Below are 16,503 nucleotides of genomic sequence, written 5' to 3' on the forward strand. Positions count from 1 at the left end.
AAATTTTATTTCGATCCTGTTTTTCTTGACTACTATTTTAACATATTCACAATCTTCTTTCTTTATTGTACAAAGCAACCCAGATACTGAATTTGTTAGGACATCATCAGGATTATATAAAATGACCAATCCTGAAAATGAAATCAAAAGGTTATATTACTTTAAAAGTTTTAAAAACAAAGCTGTAATTAAAGATTCAAAAAAAGAATTTAAAATTAATAATTTTAATATTGATTTAGTAGATAATAATTTTGTTTCCAAAATTAATAATGATACTATTTTTGTTTTTAATGAATTGAATAAAGCTTTCATAAACAATAAAGAGTTTATAAAAAAAGATAACATTATTTATGAAATACTTGTTAATGGAGATAGAATTGAATTAAAAGTAAAACATTTCTCTGAAAAAAGAGATGAAATAATTGATAATTTAACAGGAAAAATTCTTAAACCCAAACATTATATACCAAAAAAGGAATACGTTTTATTAGACAAATCATCGCTTAAAACATCTACGTTTAAAAAGATAAAGAAAAAAAATATTATAAACTTGGTGGATAATGAGTTTAAAAATGATTTAATAAGGTTTTCGAAGAAAGAGAAGTTATCATTTAAAAATGAAAAAGAACTTAAAAAGATTTTAAATTATTATAATTCATTATAAGAGAACTAAAAAGGACAAACATTAAATGTTTGTCCTTTTTTTATATATTTTTGCAAACAAATTACACAACACCACTAAATGAAATATCAAACACGTAAAAAAGCATTAGTTCTATTAGCAGACGGAACAATTTTCTACGGAAAATCAATTGGAATAGAAGGAACCGCTACAGGAGAGATTTGTTTTAACACAGGTATGACAGGGTACCAAGAAATTTTTACTGATCCATCTTACTTTGGACAACTTATGGTAGCTACCAATGCACATATTGGTAACTATGGAGTTAACGACGAAGAAGTAGAATCAGAAGGAATTAAAATTTCAGGATTAATTTGTCGTAATTTCAGTTTTACACATTCTCGTGTAGATTCTGATGGAAATTTATTTGATTGGTTTAAAGAACACAATCTAGTAGCTATTTCTGATGTTGATACTCGTGCGTTAGTATCTTATATTAGAGATAATGGTGCAATGAATGCTATTATTTCTACAGAAGTAGATAATATTGAAGAATTAAAGAAGCAATTAGCTGATACTCCAAATATGGAAGGATTAGAGTTAGCTTCTAAAGTATCTACAAAAGAGCCTTATTTTGTAGGAGATGAAAACGCACCGATTAAAATTTCAGCTTTAGACATTGGAATCAAGAAAAACATTTTAAGAAATTTAGCAAAGAGAGGCGCTTATATTAAAGTGTATCCTTACAATGCAAGTTTTGAGCAAATGAGTGATTTTAATCCAGATGGGTATTTTATTTCAAACGGACCTGGAGATCCAGAGCCTTTAGAAGAAGCTCAAAAAACAGCAAAACAAATTATCGAAAAAGATTTACCATTATTTGGAATTTGTTTAGGGCACCAGGTAATTGCTTTAGCAAACGGAATTTCTACTTATAAGATGCACAATGGTCACAGAGGAATTAACCATCCAGTAAAGAATTTATTGACTGGAAAAGGAGAAATTACTTCTCAAAACCACGGATTTGCTATTAATAGAGAAGAAACAGAAGCGCATCCAGATGTAGAAATCACCCATGTACATTTAAATGACAATACGGTTGCAGGTATCAGAATGAAATCTAAAAACGTATTTTCTGTACAATACCACCCAGAAGCAAGTCCAGGGCCACACGATGCAGAATACCTATTTGATCAGTTTATCGAAAATATCAAAAAAGTAAAAGCATAATAAAAATCTAAATAAAATATACAACATTCCCGTGAGTTATAAACTTACGGGAATGTATCTTAAAAATAAACAACTATGAGTATGATAATCAACATTCAAGCACGTCAAATTTTTGATTCAAGAGGAAATCCTACGGTAGAAGTAGATGTAACTACTGAAAATGGAGTTGTAGGTAGAGCAGCAGTACCATCAGGAGCTTCTACAGGAGAACACGAAGCTGTTGAATTACGTGATGGAGGAAATGATTACATGGGTAAAGGTGTGTTAAAAGCTGTTGAAAACGTAAATACTGTTATTGCTCAAGAGTTATTAGGAGTATCAGTTTTTGAACAAAATATGATCGATCAAATGATGATTGATTTGGACGGAACTCCGAACAAATCAGTATTAGGAGCGAACGCTATTTTAGGTGTTTCATTAGCGGTAGCAAAAGCAGCAGCAAATGAATTAGGTTTACCATTATATCGTTATGTAGGTGGTGTTTCAGCAAATACGTTGCCTGTTCCTATGATGAACATCATCAATGGAGGTTCGCACTCAGATGCACCTATCGCATTCCAAGAATTTATGGTTATGCCAGTAAAAGCTCAAAACTTTACTGAAGCAATGCAAATAGGTTCTGAAATTTTTCACAACTTAAAGAAAGTATTACACGACCGTAATTTATCAACAGCAGTAGGTGATGAAGGTGGATTTGCACCTACTTTAGATGGAACTGAAGACGCTATTGAAACAATCGCTTTAGCAACTAAAAATGCTGGATATAAATTTGGAGAAGAAGTAATGATTGCATTAGATTGTGCTTCAGCTGAGTTTTATGTAGATGGAAAATATGACTACACCAAGTTTGAAGGAGATAAAGGAGCTGTAAGAACATCAGAAGAGCAAGCTGCTTATTTAGCAGAATTATGTGAAAAATATCCTATTATTTCTATTGAAGATGGGATGGATGAAAACGACTGGGATGGATGGAAAATGCTAACAGATAAAGTTGGAGATAAAGTTCAATTAGTAGGAGACGATTTGTTTGTAACGAATGTTGAGCGTTTATCAAGAGGAATTGAAAATGGTATTGCGAATTCAATCTTAATTAAAGTAAACCAAATTGGTACGCTTACTGAAACGATTGCAGCAGTAAATATGGCGCATAATGCAGGATATACTTCTGTAATGAGTCACCGTTCAGGAGAAACTGAAGACAATACTATTGCAGATTTAGCAGTAGCATTAAACTGTGGACAAATCAAAACGGGTTCTGCTTCACGTTCAGATCGTATGGCAAAATACAACCAGTTATTACGTATTGAAGAACAATTAGCAGATGTAGCTTATTATCCGCAAGAAAAAGCGTTTAAAGTAAAATAATTTACTACTACATAAATTAAAGAAAGCTCGTGCATTTGTACGAGCTTTTTTGTTGAGTATGGTATTGTTTTTGATAAATAAATCGGTTAAAAACAACAAGTAAAAAGTAGGGTAAAATCCTTTTAGCTTTTTATAGAGGTGTTTATAAACAAAAAAGAACTATGAAAAAAACATTCCTACTTATTTGTAGCTTATTTGCTGTATCATTATTTTCTCAAGAAAAACAAACACAAAGCGTTTGGAGAATTAATTTTTTAAATCCTGGAGTAGAGTACGAAACTCCTACAGGGAATAATTCAACCTTATCTATAGGAGCAGGTATTGGGTACAGTGTTAGTTATCCCCATACAGACCATACAGCAGGTTCTGGTTTTATCACCTCTTTTAATCCTTTTTTAGATATACAGCATAAATGGTTTTACAATTTTGATAAACGTAAAACTAAAGGGCTAAACATTACAAACAATTCAGGAAATTTTATTTCAGCAAGAGTTTTAACTAGAGGAGAATCTTTATTTGGTAATTCTAATGGAACCGATGGTTTAGACTTTGCAGTAGGACCAACATGGGGTATTCAACGGAAATATGGTAAAAACTTCCATTTCTTATTTGACATGGGACCTATATACTACTTTGATGTGAATGGAAATGGTTATTATTTTCCTTTGATGCTACAACTCAACTTAGGGTTTGATTTATAGAAATATGAAATACTTATACATATTACTTGCTGTTATTGTAATTACGTCTTGTAATTCGGTAAAATACACTCATTCAGGAGATGTAAATTCACGATTAGATTTCAGAAAAGGAAAGTGGTTGTTAAATGATGTTACCTCTTTTAAAAACATTAGAAAAGAAGGTTTAACTGAAATGGCAAATGAACGATTTTATGAACTTATAGGTAATAGACTTTTGGTGGTTAGCAACATGCAAGGACTATTAATTCCTAGTAATATTTCATCTAGTCTTGATAAATCTATTTTAAAAGATATAAAAAACGGCACAGGTTATGATTACTTTATTGATATTAGAACTAAAAATATATCCAATGAAGTAGGTGTTTTAGGAACAGGAAGTTCTCAAACTGATCTTTCAAAAAACATTGGTGAGGTAACACTTAGTATCTACGATTTAAACATGTTTGAAATAATATACAGTCAAACAGTAGTTGGCAAATTAGTGGTTTCTGAAAGAGATAATGATTATGCACTTTCTAAAAATTCAACTCTCATTATTCATAGTGCTTTGAAAAGAATTATGAACAAAATCAAGAAAAACCAAATCAAGGTTAAGTAGTATAAAAATAAACAAACAAAGGCTGTCTTAAACTATAAGGACAGCCTTTGAAATAAAATTCAATTCGTTTGTTTAGTTGTTTATATTTTAATTCAAGTTTAAGAATTCTTCTTCAGAAATTTCTCCTGAAGCAATTTTTTGTAATTCTTCTAAGTGCGCTACAATATGCTCGTGCTGACCTTGTTCGATAGTAGCAGGCTTAACTAATTCTAATTTTAATCTACCACCTTTTACATAATAGTCATAGTAGTAAAAAAAGTTTGCATCAAAGTTTCTGTTTGAATAAGTACCGTTATCCCCTAATAAGTAACCTAACCTAAAAGCAGATCTTCTTTGTGCGGCTGTACCATGAGAACTACCATTAGGACCAGCTAATGTTTGTGAGAAGTTGTAAGCACCGGCTGCAGTATTCCAATTACTAGTATAAGTTCTACGAATAAAATATCCTCCAAAACCATCAGCTTCTAATTCAGTAGCACTAACATGATTGCCGCTAGGAATGGTATTGTCTCTAAACTGTACTTGATGTGCCATTTCATGAGCAGCAACATAAGCAATAGCAACATTACCATAATTTAAAGCACTAGCTAGCAATTCTTCTCCCCATACTACATAACCATTAGAATAAGAAAGAGCATTGAAAGTTCCGTCTCCACCTGCTAAGTATAAAGGTACATTACCCATTCCAAAAAAACTCGCAGCTTCGTTGTGTTCAGTTTTTAAAAAATTGGTGGTAGATTGGTTAACTATATAATCAGCCCAATAAGAGTTTGGACCAAAACCGTCAACAGTGTAACACTCAGCATTGTTAATTTCTAGCATGCTTGGAGAGTTAATCCCCATAGGGGCGTTGTCGCTTGTTAAATTATTGTCTTCTTTGGTACATTGTACGGCAAGAATTGATATGCATAATAATGCAATAATAAATTTAATTTTTTTCATTGTGAAAGGGTTTTATGAATTGAATTAATTTTTTCTAAAAATATATGTTGTTTTGTTAACGGAGTTAAATAAAAGATATTGTGTATTTAATTTGTTATCAAGAAAAAAATACACACTCTAAAAGAATACGGAATTTGGTATGCTTAAATAAGTTTGTAAGGTCTGAAAAAATAAGAGAATTAAGATTAAATCAATTTTATAAGAGAAATTAATTGTGTCTTTCTTCTAGGTAAGGCGTTGTATTATAAGTAAGATTAGATTTGTTTTTTTTAATAAAATAAACTAATTTTTATATATTAAAAATCTATCAATTCTAACTTTCAAAATAATTCAAAAAATGGTATATTCGCAACTCACTTCAATCATTAAAATTTAAGAAATTTAAAATGTCAGATATAGCAAAATTACAAATTGGCGAAAAAACGTATGAGTTTCCTTTAGTAAAGGGAACAGAAAATGAAACTGCAATTGATATTAAAGCCTTAAGAGGAGCCACGGACGGTGTAATTACCATTGATCCAGGTTATAAGAATACAGGTTCATGCCAAAGTGCTATAACATTTTTAGATGGTGAGAAAGGAATTTTAAGATATAGAGGATATTCTATTGAAGAATTAGCTGAAAAAGCAGACTTCTTAGAAGTAGCTTACTTATTAATTTTTGGTGAGTTACCAACAAAAGAGCAATTAGATAAATTCTATGCAGATATTTTGGATGAAGCAATTGTAGATGATGATATTAAGAAAATCATTGATGCTTTTCCTAAAAATGCTCATCCAATGGGAGTATTATCATCATTAACATCAGCTTTAACAGCTTTTAATCCGTCTTCTGTAAACGTTGATTCAGAAGAAGATATGTATAAGGCGATCGTTAAAATTATGGGTAAATTCCCTGTTTTAGTAGCTTGGACGTTACGTAAAAAACAAGGATTACCATTGCACTACGGTTCTCGCAAGTTAGGATATGTTGAGAATATCTTAACAATGATGTTCCAAAAGCCAAACGATGAGTATGAGTTAAACCCTATTATGATTAATGCTTTAGATAAGTTATTAATCTTACATGCAGATCACGAGCAAAACTGTTCAACTTCAACAGTACGTATCGTAGGTTCTTCTCATGCAGGTTTATTCGCATCATTATCAGCAGGGATTTCTGCTTTATGGGGACCTTTACATGGTGGAGCAAACCAAGCTGTACTGGAAATGTTAGAAGCTATCAAAGAAGATGGTGGAGATACTAAAAAGTACATGGGTAAAGCAAAAGATAAAGAAGATCCATTCCGTTTAATGGGATTCGGACACCGTGTATATAAAAACTTTGATCCAAGAGCAAAGATTATTAAGAAGGCAGCTGATGAAGTGTTAGGAGATTTAGGAGTTGAAGATCCAATTTTAGATGTAGCTAAAGGTTTGGAAAGAGAAGCTTTAGAAGATCAATACTTTGTAGATAGAAAATTATATCCTAACGTAGATTTCTATTCAGGTATTATTTACCGCGCAATGGGTATTCCAGTAGAAATGTTTACTGTAATGTTTGCTTTAGGACGTTTACCAGGATGGATAGCTCAATGGAGAGAAATGCGCTTACGTAAAGAACCAATCGGTCGTCCACGTCAAGTATACGTTGGAGAAAATTTAAGGGAATTCGTAGAGATAGATAAAAGATAAAACATGAAAAAAAGTGTCATTTAGTAATTTAAATGACATTTTTTTATTTAATATAATTGATGATGAAAGAAATTAAAATTATCAAAAATAGATCAGATATTGGAGCAGGAACTCGTGGTTCTGATATGGGAGTTGATGCTATTGAAATAGCAGCAATAAATAAAAAGAGTAATTACTTTGATTCGCATGACTTTGAAGATGTTATTACCGAAAATGAATCAATTTATAATAAAGTAAACAATTCATTTGCTAAGCGAATAGACAGTGTTTTTAATCAGTGTAAGCGTTTAAGTAACCATGTAAAAGTTAATTTACAGGAAGGGAAATTTCCAATTGTATTGTCAGGAGATCATTCTTCAGCATTAGGAACAATTAGTGGAGTGAAGGCAGCTTATCCAACACAAAGGGTAGGTGTAGTTTGGATTGATGCCCACGGAGATTTACATTCACCTTATACTTCTCCTTCAGGAAACATTCACGGAATGCCTTTATCGGCAGCTATATCAGACGATAATTTAGATTGTCAAATTAACGATGTAAGTAGAGAAACTTCTGAGTTGTGGGAACGTATGAAAAACATCGGAGTTCCAGGGCAAAAAGTATTACCAGAAGATATTATTTTCTTTGGTGTTCGAGATACTGAAGAACCAGAGGATAAGCAAATGGAGAAATATGGTATTAAAAACTATATGGTTGCTGAAGTTCGCTATCGTGGATTGGATGTTTGTGTAAATGAAGCTTTAGAAAAGTTGTCAAATTGTGATGTAATTTATGTATCGTTTGATGTAGATGCAATGGATTGCGATATGATTTCTTACGGAACAGGTACACCAGTTCCAAAAGGATTTGATCAACATGAAATTATTGATATAATCAACGGATTATTAGCAAGTGAAAAAGTAGCTTGTGTAGAGTTTGTTGAAGTAAATCCGTTACTAGATTTCAAAGGAAACAAAATGGCAGAAACTGCTTTTGAAGTTCTTGAAGAAGTAACTAAGAAGGTTAAAAGTCTGTAGTTTTAAAAGATTTTTTAAAAAAGCGAACTTATTTAAGTTCGCTTTTTTTTTAAAAGAAGAAAATAAACAAGTACATTTGCGAGTATAGATTCTACTTGTTAGTATACACAAATAAAGAATTTATACAATTAATTTATTTCGAGGAAAAGTTTTAATACTTACTCTCGATTATCGAGTAAACTTTAGGAGTAGCTAGTTCGCTAGTTTGAGAAAGATCCTTTGAACCTGATATGGTTAACACCAGCGTAGGGAAAAGTTGTAAAATCTTATTTAGGCATTGTTTTTTGTAAAACAATTCTGAATTCCTTCTACAGTTTACTTTAAATAGATCAATATGATAACAATAAAAGTAAACGATAACCAACAAGAATTTTTAACCGAGGTGACATTGCAAGAATTAGTAGAAAAGCTACAAATTCAAACCAATGGAATTGCCATTGCTGTAAATAGTAGTGTGGTAAAAAAATCAGATTGGTCTTCAAAATTACTCCAAAATAATGATGCTATTTTAATCATTAGGTCTACCCAAGGAGGATAATATTTTCAGAAAACAAAACGTATAAAGCAATAAACAAGCAACCCTAAAATGAAGAAAAAAGACGCAACCCTAAAATGAAGAAAAAAGATACAGCACCAAAACAAGATGGTGTAACAAGACAACCATTTCCGAATTCAAAAAAAATATATGTTCAAGGAAACATCCATCCACAGATAAAAGTAGCCATGCGTGAAATTGAATTGAGTGATACTGTGGATTCGATGACTAAAAAAAGAACTCCTAACGAACCAGTTACGGTATACGATACTTCAGGTCCTTATACAGACCCAAACAAAGAGATTAATATCCATAGCGGATTAGAACGTATTCGTGAACAATGGATTTTAGATAGAGGAGATGTGGATGAGTTAAATGAATTTACTTCTGATTATTGTAATGAGCGATTGAATGATAAAAGCTTAGATCATCTTCGATTTAACTTAAAACATAAACCTAAGCGGGCAAAAAAAGGACAAAATGTAACACAGTTACATTACGCAAAAAAAGGAATTATTACCCCAGAGATGGAATACATTGCCATTCGTGAAAATCAACGAATAGATGAAATGACACGTTTATCGAAACAACATCCAGGGCAAGATTTTGGGGCGAGTATTCCAGCAAAAATAACTCCTGAGTTTGTTAGAGAAGAAGTAGCAAGAGGACGAGCAGTTATTCCTTCAAATATCAACCATCCAGAAGCAGAGCCTATGATTTTAGGTCGTAACTTCTTGGTAAAAATCAATGCGAATATTGGAAACTCAGCTACCACCTCATCCATAGAAGAAGAAGTAGAAAAAGCAGTTTGGGCATGTCGTTGGGGAGCAGATAATATCATGGATTTATCTACAGGTAAAAACATCCATGAAACTCGTGAATGGATTATTCGGAATTCACCTGTACCTGTAGGAACCGTACCTATTTATCAAGCTTTAGAAAAAGTAAATGGAATTGCTGAAGATTTAACTTGGGAGATTTTTAGAGATACTTTAATAGAACAAGCAGAACAAGGAGTAGATTACTTTACGATTCACGCAGGAGTTCGTTTACGTTATGTACCTATGACGGCTAAACGTATTACAGGAATCGTGTCTAGAGGAGGATCTATCATGGCAAAATGGTGTTTAGCACATCATAAAGAAAGCTTTTTATATACCCATTTCGAGGAGATTTGTGAAATTATGAAGGCATATGATGTTGCTTTTTCATTAGGAGATGGTTTACGTCCAGGTTCAATTGCTGATGCGAATGATGAAGCGCAGTTTGCTGAATTAGAAACGTTAGGGGAGTTAACACAAATAGCACGTAAGCATGAAGTACAATGTTTTATAGAAGGTCCAGGTCACGTGCCAATGCACATGATTAAAGCGAACATGGATAAGCAGTTAGAAGCTTGTGATGAAGCCCCGTTCTACACTTTAGGACCTTTAACTACGGATATTGCTCCAGGATACGATCATATTACTTCAGGAATCGGAGCGGCTATGATTGGTTGGTATGGTTGTGCTATGTTGTGTTATGTAACTCCAAAAGAACATTTAGGCTTACCAAATAAAGAAGATGTTCGTACAGGAGTGGTTACCTATAAATTAGCAGCCCATGCAGCTGATTTAGCAAAAGGACATCCAGGAGCACAACACAGAGATGATGCTTTAAGTAAAGCACGTTTTGAGTTTCGTTGGGAAGATCAGTTTAACTTAGGGTTGGATCCAGAACTGGCTAGAGAATATCACGATGAGACCTTACCTGCAGAAGGAGCTAAAATTGCACATTTTTGCTCTATGTGTGGACCAAAATTCTGTTCTATGAAAATATCACAAGAAGTACGTGACTTTGCCGCTGAAAATGAAGTAGAAGGAGACGAAGTGTTTGCAAAAGGAATGGAGGAAAAATCTAAAGAGTTTAAAGATAAAGGTTCAGAAGTATATCTATAACAAAATAAAAGAGAAGGAATTAGAACAGTACTATTTCTAATTCCTAACTCTTTTTAACCTAATTCCTAATACATGATTGTTTTAATAGCTCCAGAAAAAGATATTCCAAATGAGATTGAAATCCTTCAACAATTATTTGAAGAAGGATTGGAATATTATCATTTCAGAAAACCTGAGAAGAATTACGAAGAGCATGTGGTTTATTTGAATCAGATAGATGAAAAGTATCATGATAGAATAGTTACTCATTATTTTCATGAACTCATTAATGAATTCAACCTAAAAGGAATTCATTTTCAAGAGCAAAAAAGAATTGATGCTTTAGAGAATGGAAGCGAATATTTTATTGGACTAGATATGATAGGAAAAACGATGAGTAGCTCTTTTCATGAACCTTCAGTTCTAGCGAATTGCGACATCGAATTTGATTACCATTTATTAAGCCCTGTTTTCTCTTCTATTTCAAAGAAAGGATACGAAGGAAGAGGCTTTGATATAAATCATATTGATAAAACCATTATAGGTATGGGCGGAATCAATACAGATACCATCCAAAAAACTTTAGAGTTAGGTTTTCAAGGAATTGGTGTTTTAGGAGGAGTTTGGAATACAGAAAACCCAGTTGAAAGCTTTAAAAATATCAAGCGCCATTACGAGGAGTGTATGACGAAGTAATCTTTTTGTCAAAGAAAGTATATCAATAAAAAATGAAACAACAAGCTTACATACTAACGATTGCAGGATTTGATCCGTCAAGTGGAGCAGGATTGACTTCGGATATTAAAACTTTTGAAGCACATGGTTTATACGGACTATCGGTATGTACAGCAGTTACAGTTCAAAATGATATTGATTTTAAAGACTGTGTTTGGGTTGATAAAGAAACAATAATCAATCAAGTAGAAACTTTATTTGAACGCTTTGAAATATCAGTAGCAAAAATAGGAATTATCCAATCTTGGAATGTATTACTGGAGGTTATTCAAACACTAAAAAAATACAATTCATCCATAAAAATAGTTTTGGATCCTATTTTAAAAGCCAGCGCTGGATTTGATTTTCATTTAGAAGAGAATATTAAAGTGTTAGAAGAAGTACTACAACACTGTGATTTTATCACTCCAAATTATGATGAAATCAAAGCTTTGTTCCTTAATAAATCGATTGAAGAAACCATTGAATTCATTTCAGAGAAGACCAATATTTATTTAAAAGGAGGGCATAGAGAAGCTAAAAAAGGATGGGATGAAGTATATCACAGTAAGATAGTACAATTGAATATTCCACCGAAAACTATAGCTGTTTTTGAAAAACATGGAAGCGGTTGTGTGTTGTCTTCAGCTTTAGCTTCAAACATAGCGAAACAACTTCCTCTAGAAGATGCATGTATAAATGCGAAATGGTATACAGAACAATTTTTAAACTCTAATGAAACGCTCTTAGGAGAGCACAACTATAATGATAAGTAAATTACACTATATAACTCAAGGGAAAACTCCAGAAGAGCATTTAGAAAATGTTCAAAGAGCTTGTGCTTCTGGAGCAGAGTGGGTACAACTTCGATTAAAGAATCTGGATCCGAAAACTATTTTAGAAACAGCTCAAAAAGCGAGAGAAATTACTAGTCATTTTCAAACGCGTTTAATCATAAACGATTATTACAAAGTAGCTAAAGAAATCAAAGCAGATGGAGTTCATTTAGGGAAAACAGATACGTGTCCATTAAAAGCAAAAGAGTATTTAGGTGATTTATATATCGTAGGTGGAACAGCCAATACTTTGGAGGATTGTAAAAAACTCTTAGAAAAGGGAGTAGACTATATTGGTTTAGGCCCTTTTCAGTTTACTGAAACTAAAAAGAATTTGAGTCCAGTTTTAGGAACTACTGGATATCAAGTGCTATTAGAAGAATTGAAAACAACCACTCCAATAATAGCCATCGGTGGAATTACCACAGAAAATATACCTGAAATTATTGACACGGGAGTATATGGAGTTGCTGTTTCAGGAGCAATTACACAAAATTTCAACTCGATTTCTAGATTTCATAAAATATTAAAGGCACCTAGCACCAACGAACAAGTGTACAAAATAGAAGCGCAATAAATCAGCAATAATGAATACCAACTTAACAATAGCAGATAAAACATTTACCTCACGTTTATTTACAGGAACGGGAAAATTCAGCTCCTCACAATTAATGAAAGAAGCTTTGTTAGCTTCAGAAAGTGAACTGATAACAGTTGCTTTAAAAAGAGTAGATGTTCAAAACGAAGAAGATGATATTTTATTACATTTAAGTCATTCAAGAATCAATTTATTACCGAATACTTCGGGAGTTCGTACAGCAAAAGAAGCTGTTTTTGCTGCAGAATTGTCTAGAGAAGCTTTGGAAACGAATTGGGTAAAATTAGAAATACATCCAGATCCAAGGTATTTATTACCAGATCCAATAGAAACCTTAAAAGCAGCAGAAGAGTTAGTAAAAAAAGGGTTTGTAGTGATGCCTTATATTCATGCAGATCCGGTTTTATGCAAACGTTTGGAAGAAGTAGGAACGCAATGTGTAATGCCTTTAGGAGCTCCTATTGGAAGTAATAAAGGATTAAAAACATTAGAGTTTTTAGAAATTATTATCGAACAGTCTAATGTTCCAGTAGTTGTTGATGCTGGTATTGGAGCACCTTCTCACGCAGCATATGCCATGGAATTAGGTGCTGATGCTGTTTTGGTAAACACAGCTATTGCAGTATCACAAAACCCAGTAGCCATGGCGCAAGCTTTTAAAATGGCAGTAGAAGCAGGAAGAATGGCATATGAAGCAAAACTAGCTCCTGTAAAAAAACAAGCAGAGGCAAGTAGTCCGTTAACGAGTTTTTTAAGTTAGATTAAGCAGTGTCATAATTAAGTCTAGTGATAAAATCCACCGAAAGAAACGTTAAAATGAAAAGCTGTTTGAGCGAAGCGAGTTCTTTTCATTTAGTTTCGAGGATGTGATTTTTATCAGATAAGAGTTAATAAGACTAGATTTTTTTATCTTTTTTCATCAATGGAAAAAAGATAAAACGAACAATATATTATGAGTAGTTTCAAAAACACATTCAACCAATACAATTGGGATGAAGCTTTACAAAGCATTTTTAATAAAACATCCGTTGATGTTGAAAGTGCTTTATCTAAGGATAAACTTGATTTGGAAGATTTTAAAGCGTTGATATCTCCTGCTGCAAAGCCTTTTTTAGAGCAAATGGCACAAAGAAGTCGTATGTTGACGAAAAAACGATTTGGAAATACGATTCAAATGTACGCTCCAATGTATTTGAGTAATGAGTGTCAGAATATATGTACGTATTGCGGATTCAGTTTTACAAACAAAATTCCGAGAAGAACATTAACCGATGATGAAATATTGAAAGAAGTTGCTTTTTTAAAAGCAAAAGGTTACGATCACATTTTGTTAGTAACCGGAGAAGCCAATCAGACAGTGGGAGTTGATTATATTAAAAATGCAATTCAACTCATACGTTCTCAATTTTCAAATATTACGATTGAAGTGCAACCTTTAGATCAAGATGAATATGAATTGTTAATTGAAAGCGGATTATACGCAGTACTGGTATATCAAGAAACGTATCATCAACAAGAGTATAAAAAGCATCATCCGAAAGGGAAAAAATCAAATTTTGAATATCGTTTGGAAACACCAGATAGATTAGGGAAAGCAGGAGTTCATAAAATTGGTTTGGGCGCTTTATTCGGGTTAGAAGATTGGCGTGCTGATAGTTTTTTTACCGCATTGCACTTAAAATATTTACAGAAAACCTACTGGAAAACGAAGTATTCTATTTCATTTCCACGTTTAAGACCACATTCAGGAGGATTGGAACCCAAAGTAGAAATGACGGATGCAGATTTGGTACAGTTAATCTGTGCATTTAGACTATTAGATGAAGACGTAGAGCTATCAATGTCTACCCGAGAAAGTGAAGTTTTTAGAAATAATATTGTTAATTTAGGAGCTACCTCAATCAGTGCAGAGTCTAAGACAAATCCAGGAGGATATAGTGTTGAACCACAATCGTTAGAGCAATTTGAAATTTCAGACGAACGAAGCACCGAAGAAATTGTTCAGATGCTAAAAGGTCAGGGATTAGAAGTAGTTTGGAAAGATTGGGAGCATTTTAGAAGTTAGACCGCTTCGCTGTTGGAATCAAGAATAAAGATTGAAGGTAACTTATCTTTTGCAAACCAAATGAACGTCATTCTGAACTTGTTTCAGAATTTTATACAATTATGAACTTAAGTCAAGAAGAACAAAAACAATACGACCGTCATTTAATTCTCGATAAAATAGGAGAAGAAGGGCAACTAAAACTAAAACAATCAAAGGTTTTGGTAATAGGGGCAGGCGGATTGGGTTGTCCTATACTACAATATTTAACGGCAGCAGGTGTAGGTACGATTGGAATTATTGATGATGATGTGGTAGATCAAAGTAATTTACAGCGCCAAGTTTTATATACGATAGATGATATAGGAAAGTCTAAAGCAGAAACAGCAGCAAATCGTTTATCAAAATTAAATCCGTTTGTACAGTTTCATGTGTATAAAGAAAAATTGACTAACCAGAATGCTGTTTCTTTATTTGAGAAATATGATGTAGTTGTAGATGGTAGCGATAATTTTGCTACTCGTTATTTAACTAACGATGCAGCGGTACTCACTCAAAAACCGTTGGTGTATGGTGCTATTTTTAAGTTTGAAGGACAGGTAAGTGTGTTTAATTATCAAGGAAGTGCTACGTATCGATGTTTATATCCAACTCCTCCAAAACCAGAGGAGTCACCTAATTGCTCAGAAATTGGTGTAATAGGTGTATTACCTGGAATTATAGGAAGTTTACAAGCAAATGAAGCTATTAAGATTATTTGCGGAATAGGAGAGGTGTTAGCCAATAAATTATTGATGTATGATACCTTAAGCATGCGTCAAATGATATTGAATTTTGAAAAGACAGACAAAGCAGAGGTTATTGAATTAGATAGTGACTATGAATTTTTCTGCGGAATTAAAACTGCTGCTAACGAGATAACGTTAGAAGAATTACAAAATAATCCGTCAGCTTATAATTTATTGGATGTTCGTGAAAATAGGGAACGGGAACAACATCATATAGGAGGGCAACACATTCCGTTAGGAGAACTTACTCAACGATATGATGAAATAGACATCGAAAAACCTGTGGTAGTTTATTGTAAATCAGGAGTACGTAGCCAACGAGCAATTGATTTTTTAGAACAACAATTCAACTCTGTTACTTTTCTAAATTTAAAAGGAGGACTAGGATAAACACAACATCAGCCTAATGATTTATAAGGCTGATGTTGTAGTATAAAAAGTAATATTCTTACTCTTTTTTTGAAAGAATATAAAATTTAGAAAGTTCTCCTTCAATTACTTTTCCTTCAGTATCTAAAGCAATCACAGAACCTTCGATACATTTATATTGAGGGTTTCTATCAGGAATATTTAAAGTAATATTTGTTCCTTTTTTGTCCCATGTAAAACTTCCTTTTTCAACAAAATTGTTTTGATTGTTCTTCATCTAAGTAAACTTCAGTCAATTCAAACGTTAAATCAGCGTTTAATTTAAGTGTAGTGTTAATTCCAGGACAGCTAGCACAAGGTAGTGTACCTTCATAGATTCCGGCCCAATCTAAAGAGTTTTTAGCATTGTGCTCATCAACAAATTCTTGTTTAGGTTGTTGTTCAACTTTGTTTTCAGTATTACTATTGCCTTGGTTTTTACAAGATAAAAATACTAACGAAGTCATGGCTAAAATAGCAGCCGATTTTTTAATTGTTTTTCTAGTCATTTTTTTAA

The 16,503-nt window shown here is 32.8% G+C and carries 18 protein-coding genes and 1 riboswitch; of the genes, 15 read left to right on the forward strand and 3 right to left on the reverse strand.

Annotated elements, in window-relative coordinates; translation table 11 throughout:
- The 5 genes from OU788_RS05550 to OU788_RS05570 all read left to right on the forward strand — a co-directional run.
- Positions 1-664, forward strand: a 664-nt coding sequence (locus tag OU788_RS05550) for a hypothetical protein (protein ID WP_274634237.1), incomplete at its 5' end; no start/stop codon positions are given.
- A 78-nt stretch (positions 665-742) separates the two neighbouring features.
- Positions 743-1,852 carry a glutamine-hydrolyzing carbamoyl-phosphate synthase small subunit gene (gene carA / locus OU788_RS05555; RefSeq protein WP_274634238.1) on the forward strand — a complete coding sequence of 370 codons (1,110 nt, stop codon included), beginning with the start codon at positions 743-745 and terminating at the stop codon, positions 1,850-1,852.
- Positions 1,853-1,927: 75 nt separating this feature from the next.
- Positions 1,928-3,217, forward strand: a complete 1,290-nt coding sequence (gene eno, locus OU788_RS05560) for a phosphopyruvate hydratase (RefSeq protein WP_274634239.1) — start codon at positions 1,928-1,930, stop codon at positions 3,215-3,217.
- 161 nt (positions 3,218-3,378) lie between these two features.
- On the forward strand, positions 3,379-3,918 hold the full coding sequence (locus tag OU788_RS05565; RefSeq protein WP_274634240.1) for a hypothetical protein: 540 nt from the start codon (positions 3,379-3,381) through the stop codon (positions 3,916-3,918).
- A 4-nt stretch (positions 3,919-3,922) separates the two neighbouring features.
- On the forward strand, positions 3,923-4,516 hold the full coding sequence (locus OU788_RS05570) for a hypothetical protein (protein WP_274634241.1): 594 nt from the start codon (positions 3,923-3,925) through the stop codon (positions 4,514-4,516).
- Between the two features lie 87 nt (positions 4,517-4,603).
- Here OU788_RS05570 and OU788_RS05575 read toward each other — a convergent pair whose 3' ends face one another.
- Positions 4,604-5,458, reverse strand: a complete 855-nt coding sequence (locus OU788_RS05575; protein ID WP_274634242.1) for a hypothetical protein — start codon at positions 5,456-5,458, stop codon at positions 4,604-4,606.
- Between the two features lie 386 nt (positions 5,459-5,844).
- Between OU788_RS05575 and OU788_RS05580 the strand changes: the two genes are divergently transcribed.
- The 10 genes from OU788_RS05580 (at position 5,845) to moeB (ending at position 15,968) form a co-directional block, all read left to right on the forward strand.
- Positions 5,845-7,131 (forward strand): citrate synthase, encoded by a 1,287-nt coding sequence (locus OU788_RS05580; protein WP_274634243.1) that lies wholly within the window; start codon positions 5,845-5,847, stop codon positions 7,129-7,131.
- Between the two features lie 62 nt (positions 7,132-7,193).
- A complete protein-coding gene (locus OU788_RS05585) occupies positions 7,194-8,147 on the forward strand; it encodes an arginase (RefSeq protein WP_274634244.1) in 954 nt (317 codons plus the stop codon).
- A gap of 174 nt (positions 8,148-8,321) precedes the next feature.
- Positions 8,322-8,416, forward strand: a riboswitch (TPP riboswitch).
- A 65-nt stretch (positions 8,417-8,481) separates the two neighbouring features.
- A complete protein-coding gene (gene thiS, locus OU788_RS05590; RefSeq protein ID WP_274634245.1) occupies positions 8,482-8,685 on the forward strand; it encodes a sulfur carrier protein ThiS in 204 nt (67 codons plus the stop codon).
- Positions 8,686-8,759: 74 nt separating this feature from the next.
- A complete protein-coding gene (thiC, locus tag OU788_RS05595) occupies positions 8,760-10,619 on the forward strand; it encodes a phosphomethylpyrimidine synthase ThiC (protein ID WP_274634246.1) in 1,860 nt (619 codons plus the stop codon).
- 72 nt (positions 10,620-10,691) lie between these two features.
- Positions 10,692-11,294, forward strand: coding sequence for a thiamine phosphate synthase (locus OU788_RS05600; protein ID WP_274634247.1), 603 nt, complete (start codon positions 10,692-10,694; stop codon positions 11,292-11,294).
- A gap of 32 nt (positions 11,295-11,326) precedes the next feature.
- Entirely contained in the window at positions 11,327-12,088 is a 762-nt protein-coding gene (locus OU788_RS05605; RefSeq protein WP_274634248.1) for a hydroxymethylpyrimidine/phosphomethylpyrimidine kinase, read from the forward strand.
- Positions 12,078-12,725, forward strand: coding sequence for a thiamine phosphate synthase (gene thiE / locus OU788_RS05610; protein WP_274634249.1), 648 nt, complete (start codon positions 12,078-12,080; stop codon positions 12,723-12,725). Before OU788_RS05605 ends, thiE begins: the two co-directional genes overlap by 11 nt.
- Positions 12,726-12,735: 10 nt before the next feature.
- Positions 12,736-13,506 (forward strand): thiazole synthase, encoded by a 771-nt coding sequence (locus tag OU788_RS05615; protein ID WP_274634250.1) that lies wholly within the window; start codon positions 12,736-12,738, stop codon positions 13,504-13,506.
- A 192-nt stretch (positions 13,507-13,698) separates the two neighbouring features.
- Positions 13,699-14,811 (forward strand): 2-iminoacetate synthase ThiH, encoded by a 1,113-nt coding sequence (thiH, locus tag OU788_RS05620; RefSeq protein WP_274634251.1) that lies wholly within the window; start codon positions 13,699-13,701, stop codon positions 14,809-14,811.
- A gap of 101 nt (positions 14,812-14,912) precedes the next feature.
- Entirely contained in the window at positions 14,913-15,968 is a 1,056-nt protein-coding gene (gene moeB / locus OU788_RS05625) for a HesA/MoeB/ThiF family protein (protein WP_274634252.1), read from the forward strand.
- A gap of 58 nt (positions 15,969-16,026) precedes the next feature.
- Here the strand turns inward: moeB and OU788_RS05630 are convergent, their stop codons facing one another.
- Both OU788_RS05630 and OU788_RS05635 read right to left on the reverse strand, forming a co-directional pair.
- Positions 16,027-16,224, reverse strand: a complete 198-nt coding sequence (locus OU788_RS05630; protein WP_274634253.1) for a copper resistance protein NlpE N-terminal domain-containing protein — start codon at positions 16,222-16,224, stop codon at positions 16,027-16,029.
- Positions 16,196-16,495, reverse strand: coding sequence for a copper resistance protein NlpE (locus OU788_RS05635; protein WP_274634254.1), 300 nt, complete (start codon positions 16,493-16,495; stop codon positions 16,196-16,198). Before OU788_RS05635 ends, OU788_RS05630 begins: the two co-directional genes overlap by 29 nt.
- Between the last annotated feature and the right edge of the window lie 8 nt (positions 16,496-16,503).

This window comes from Tenacibaculum sp. L6, assembly GCF_028823685.1.
In the GTDB taxonomy this organism is placed as follows: Bacteria; Bacteroidota; Bacteroidia; order Flavobacteriales; family Flavobacteriaceae; genus Polaribacter.

Bases quoted from the DNA above. Each gene is read 5' to 3' on its own strand.
- carA (WP_274634238.1), top strand. From the start codon at position 743: ATGAAATATCAAACACGTAAAAAAGCATTAGTTCTATTAGCAGACGGA.
- eno (WP_274634239.1), top strand. From the start codon at position 1,928: ATGAGTATGATAATCAACATTCAAGCACGTCAAATTTTTGATTCAAGA.
- OU788_RS05565 (WP_274634240.1), top strand. From the start codon at position 3,379: ATGAAAAAAACATTCCTACTTATTTGTAGCTTATTTGCTGTATCATTA.
- OU788_RS05570 (WP_274634241.1), top strand. From the start codon at position 3,923: ATGAAATACTTATACATATTACTTGCTGTTATTGTAATTACGTCTTGT.
- OU788_RS05575 (WP_274634242.1), bottom strand. From the start codon at position 5,458: ATGAAAAAAATTAAATTTATTATTGCATTATTATGCATATCAATTCTT.
- OU788_RS05580 (WP_274634243.1), top strand. From the start codon at position 5,845: ATGTCAGATATAGCAAAATTACAAATTGGCGAAAAAACGTATGAGTTT.
- OU788_RS05585 (WP_274634244.1), top strand. From the start codon at position 7,194: ATGAAAGAAATTAAAATTATCAAAAATAGATCAGATATTGGAGCAGGA.
- thiS (WP_274634245.1), top strand. From the start codon at position 8,482: ATGATAACAATAAAAGTAAACGATAACCAACAAGAATTTTTAACCGAG.
- thiC (WP_274634246.1), top strand. From the start codon at position 8,760: ATGAAGAAAAAAGATACAGCACCAAAACAAGATGGTGTAACAAGACAA.
- OU788_RS05600 (WP_274634247.1), top strand. From the start codon at position 10,692: ATGATTGTTTTAATAGCTCCAGAAAAAGATATTCCAAATGAGATTGAA.
- OU788_RS05605 (WP_274634248.1), top strand. From the start codon at position 11,327: ATGAAACAACAAGCTTACATACTAACGATTGCAGGATTTGATCCGTCA.
- thiE (WP_274634249.1), top strand. From the start codon at position 12,078: ATGATAAGTAAATTACACTATATAACTCAAGGGAAAACTCCAGAAGAG.
- OU788_RS05615 (WP_274634250.1), top strand. From the start codon at position 12,736: ATGAATACCAACTTAACAATAGCAGATAAAACATTTACCTCACGTTTA.
- thiH (WP_274634251.1), top strand. From the start codon at position 13,699: ATGAGTAGTTTCAAAAACACATTCAACCAATACAATTGGGATGAAGCT.
- moeB (WP_274634252.1), top strand. From the start codon at position 14,913: ATGAACTTAAGTCAAGAAGAACAAAAACAATACGACCGTCATTTAATT.
- OU788_RS05630 (WP_274634253.1), bottom strand. From the start codon at position 16,224: ATGAAGAACAATCAAAACAATTTTGTTGAAAAAGGAAGTTTTACATGG.
- OU788_RS05635 (WP_274634254.1), bottom strand. From the start codon at position 16,495: ATGACTAGAAAAACAATTAAAAAATCGGCTGCTATTTTAGCCATGACT.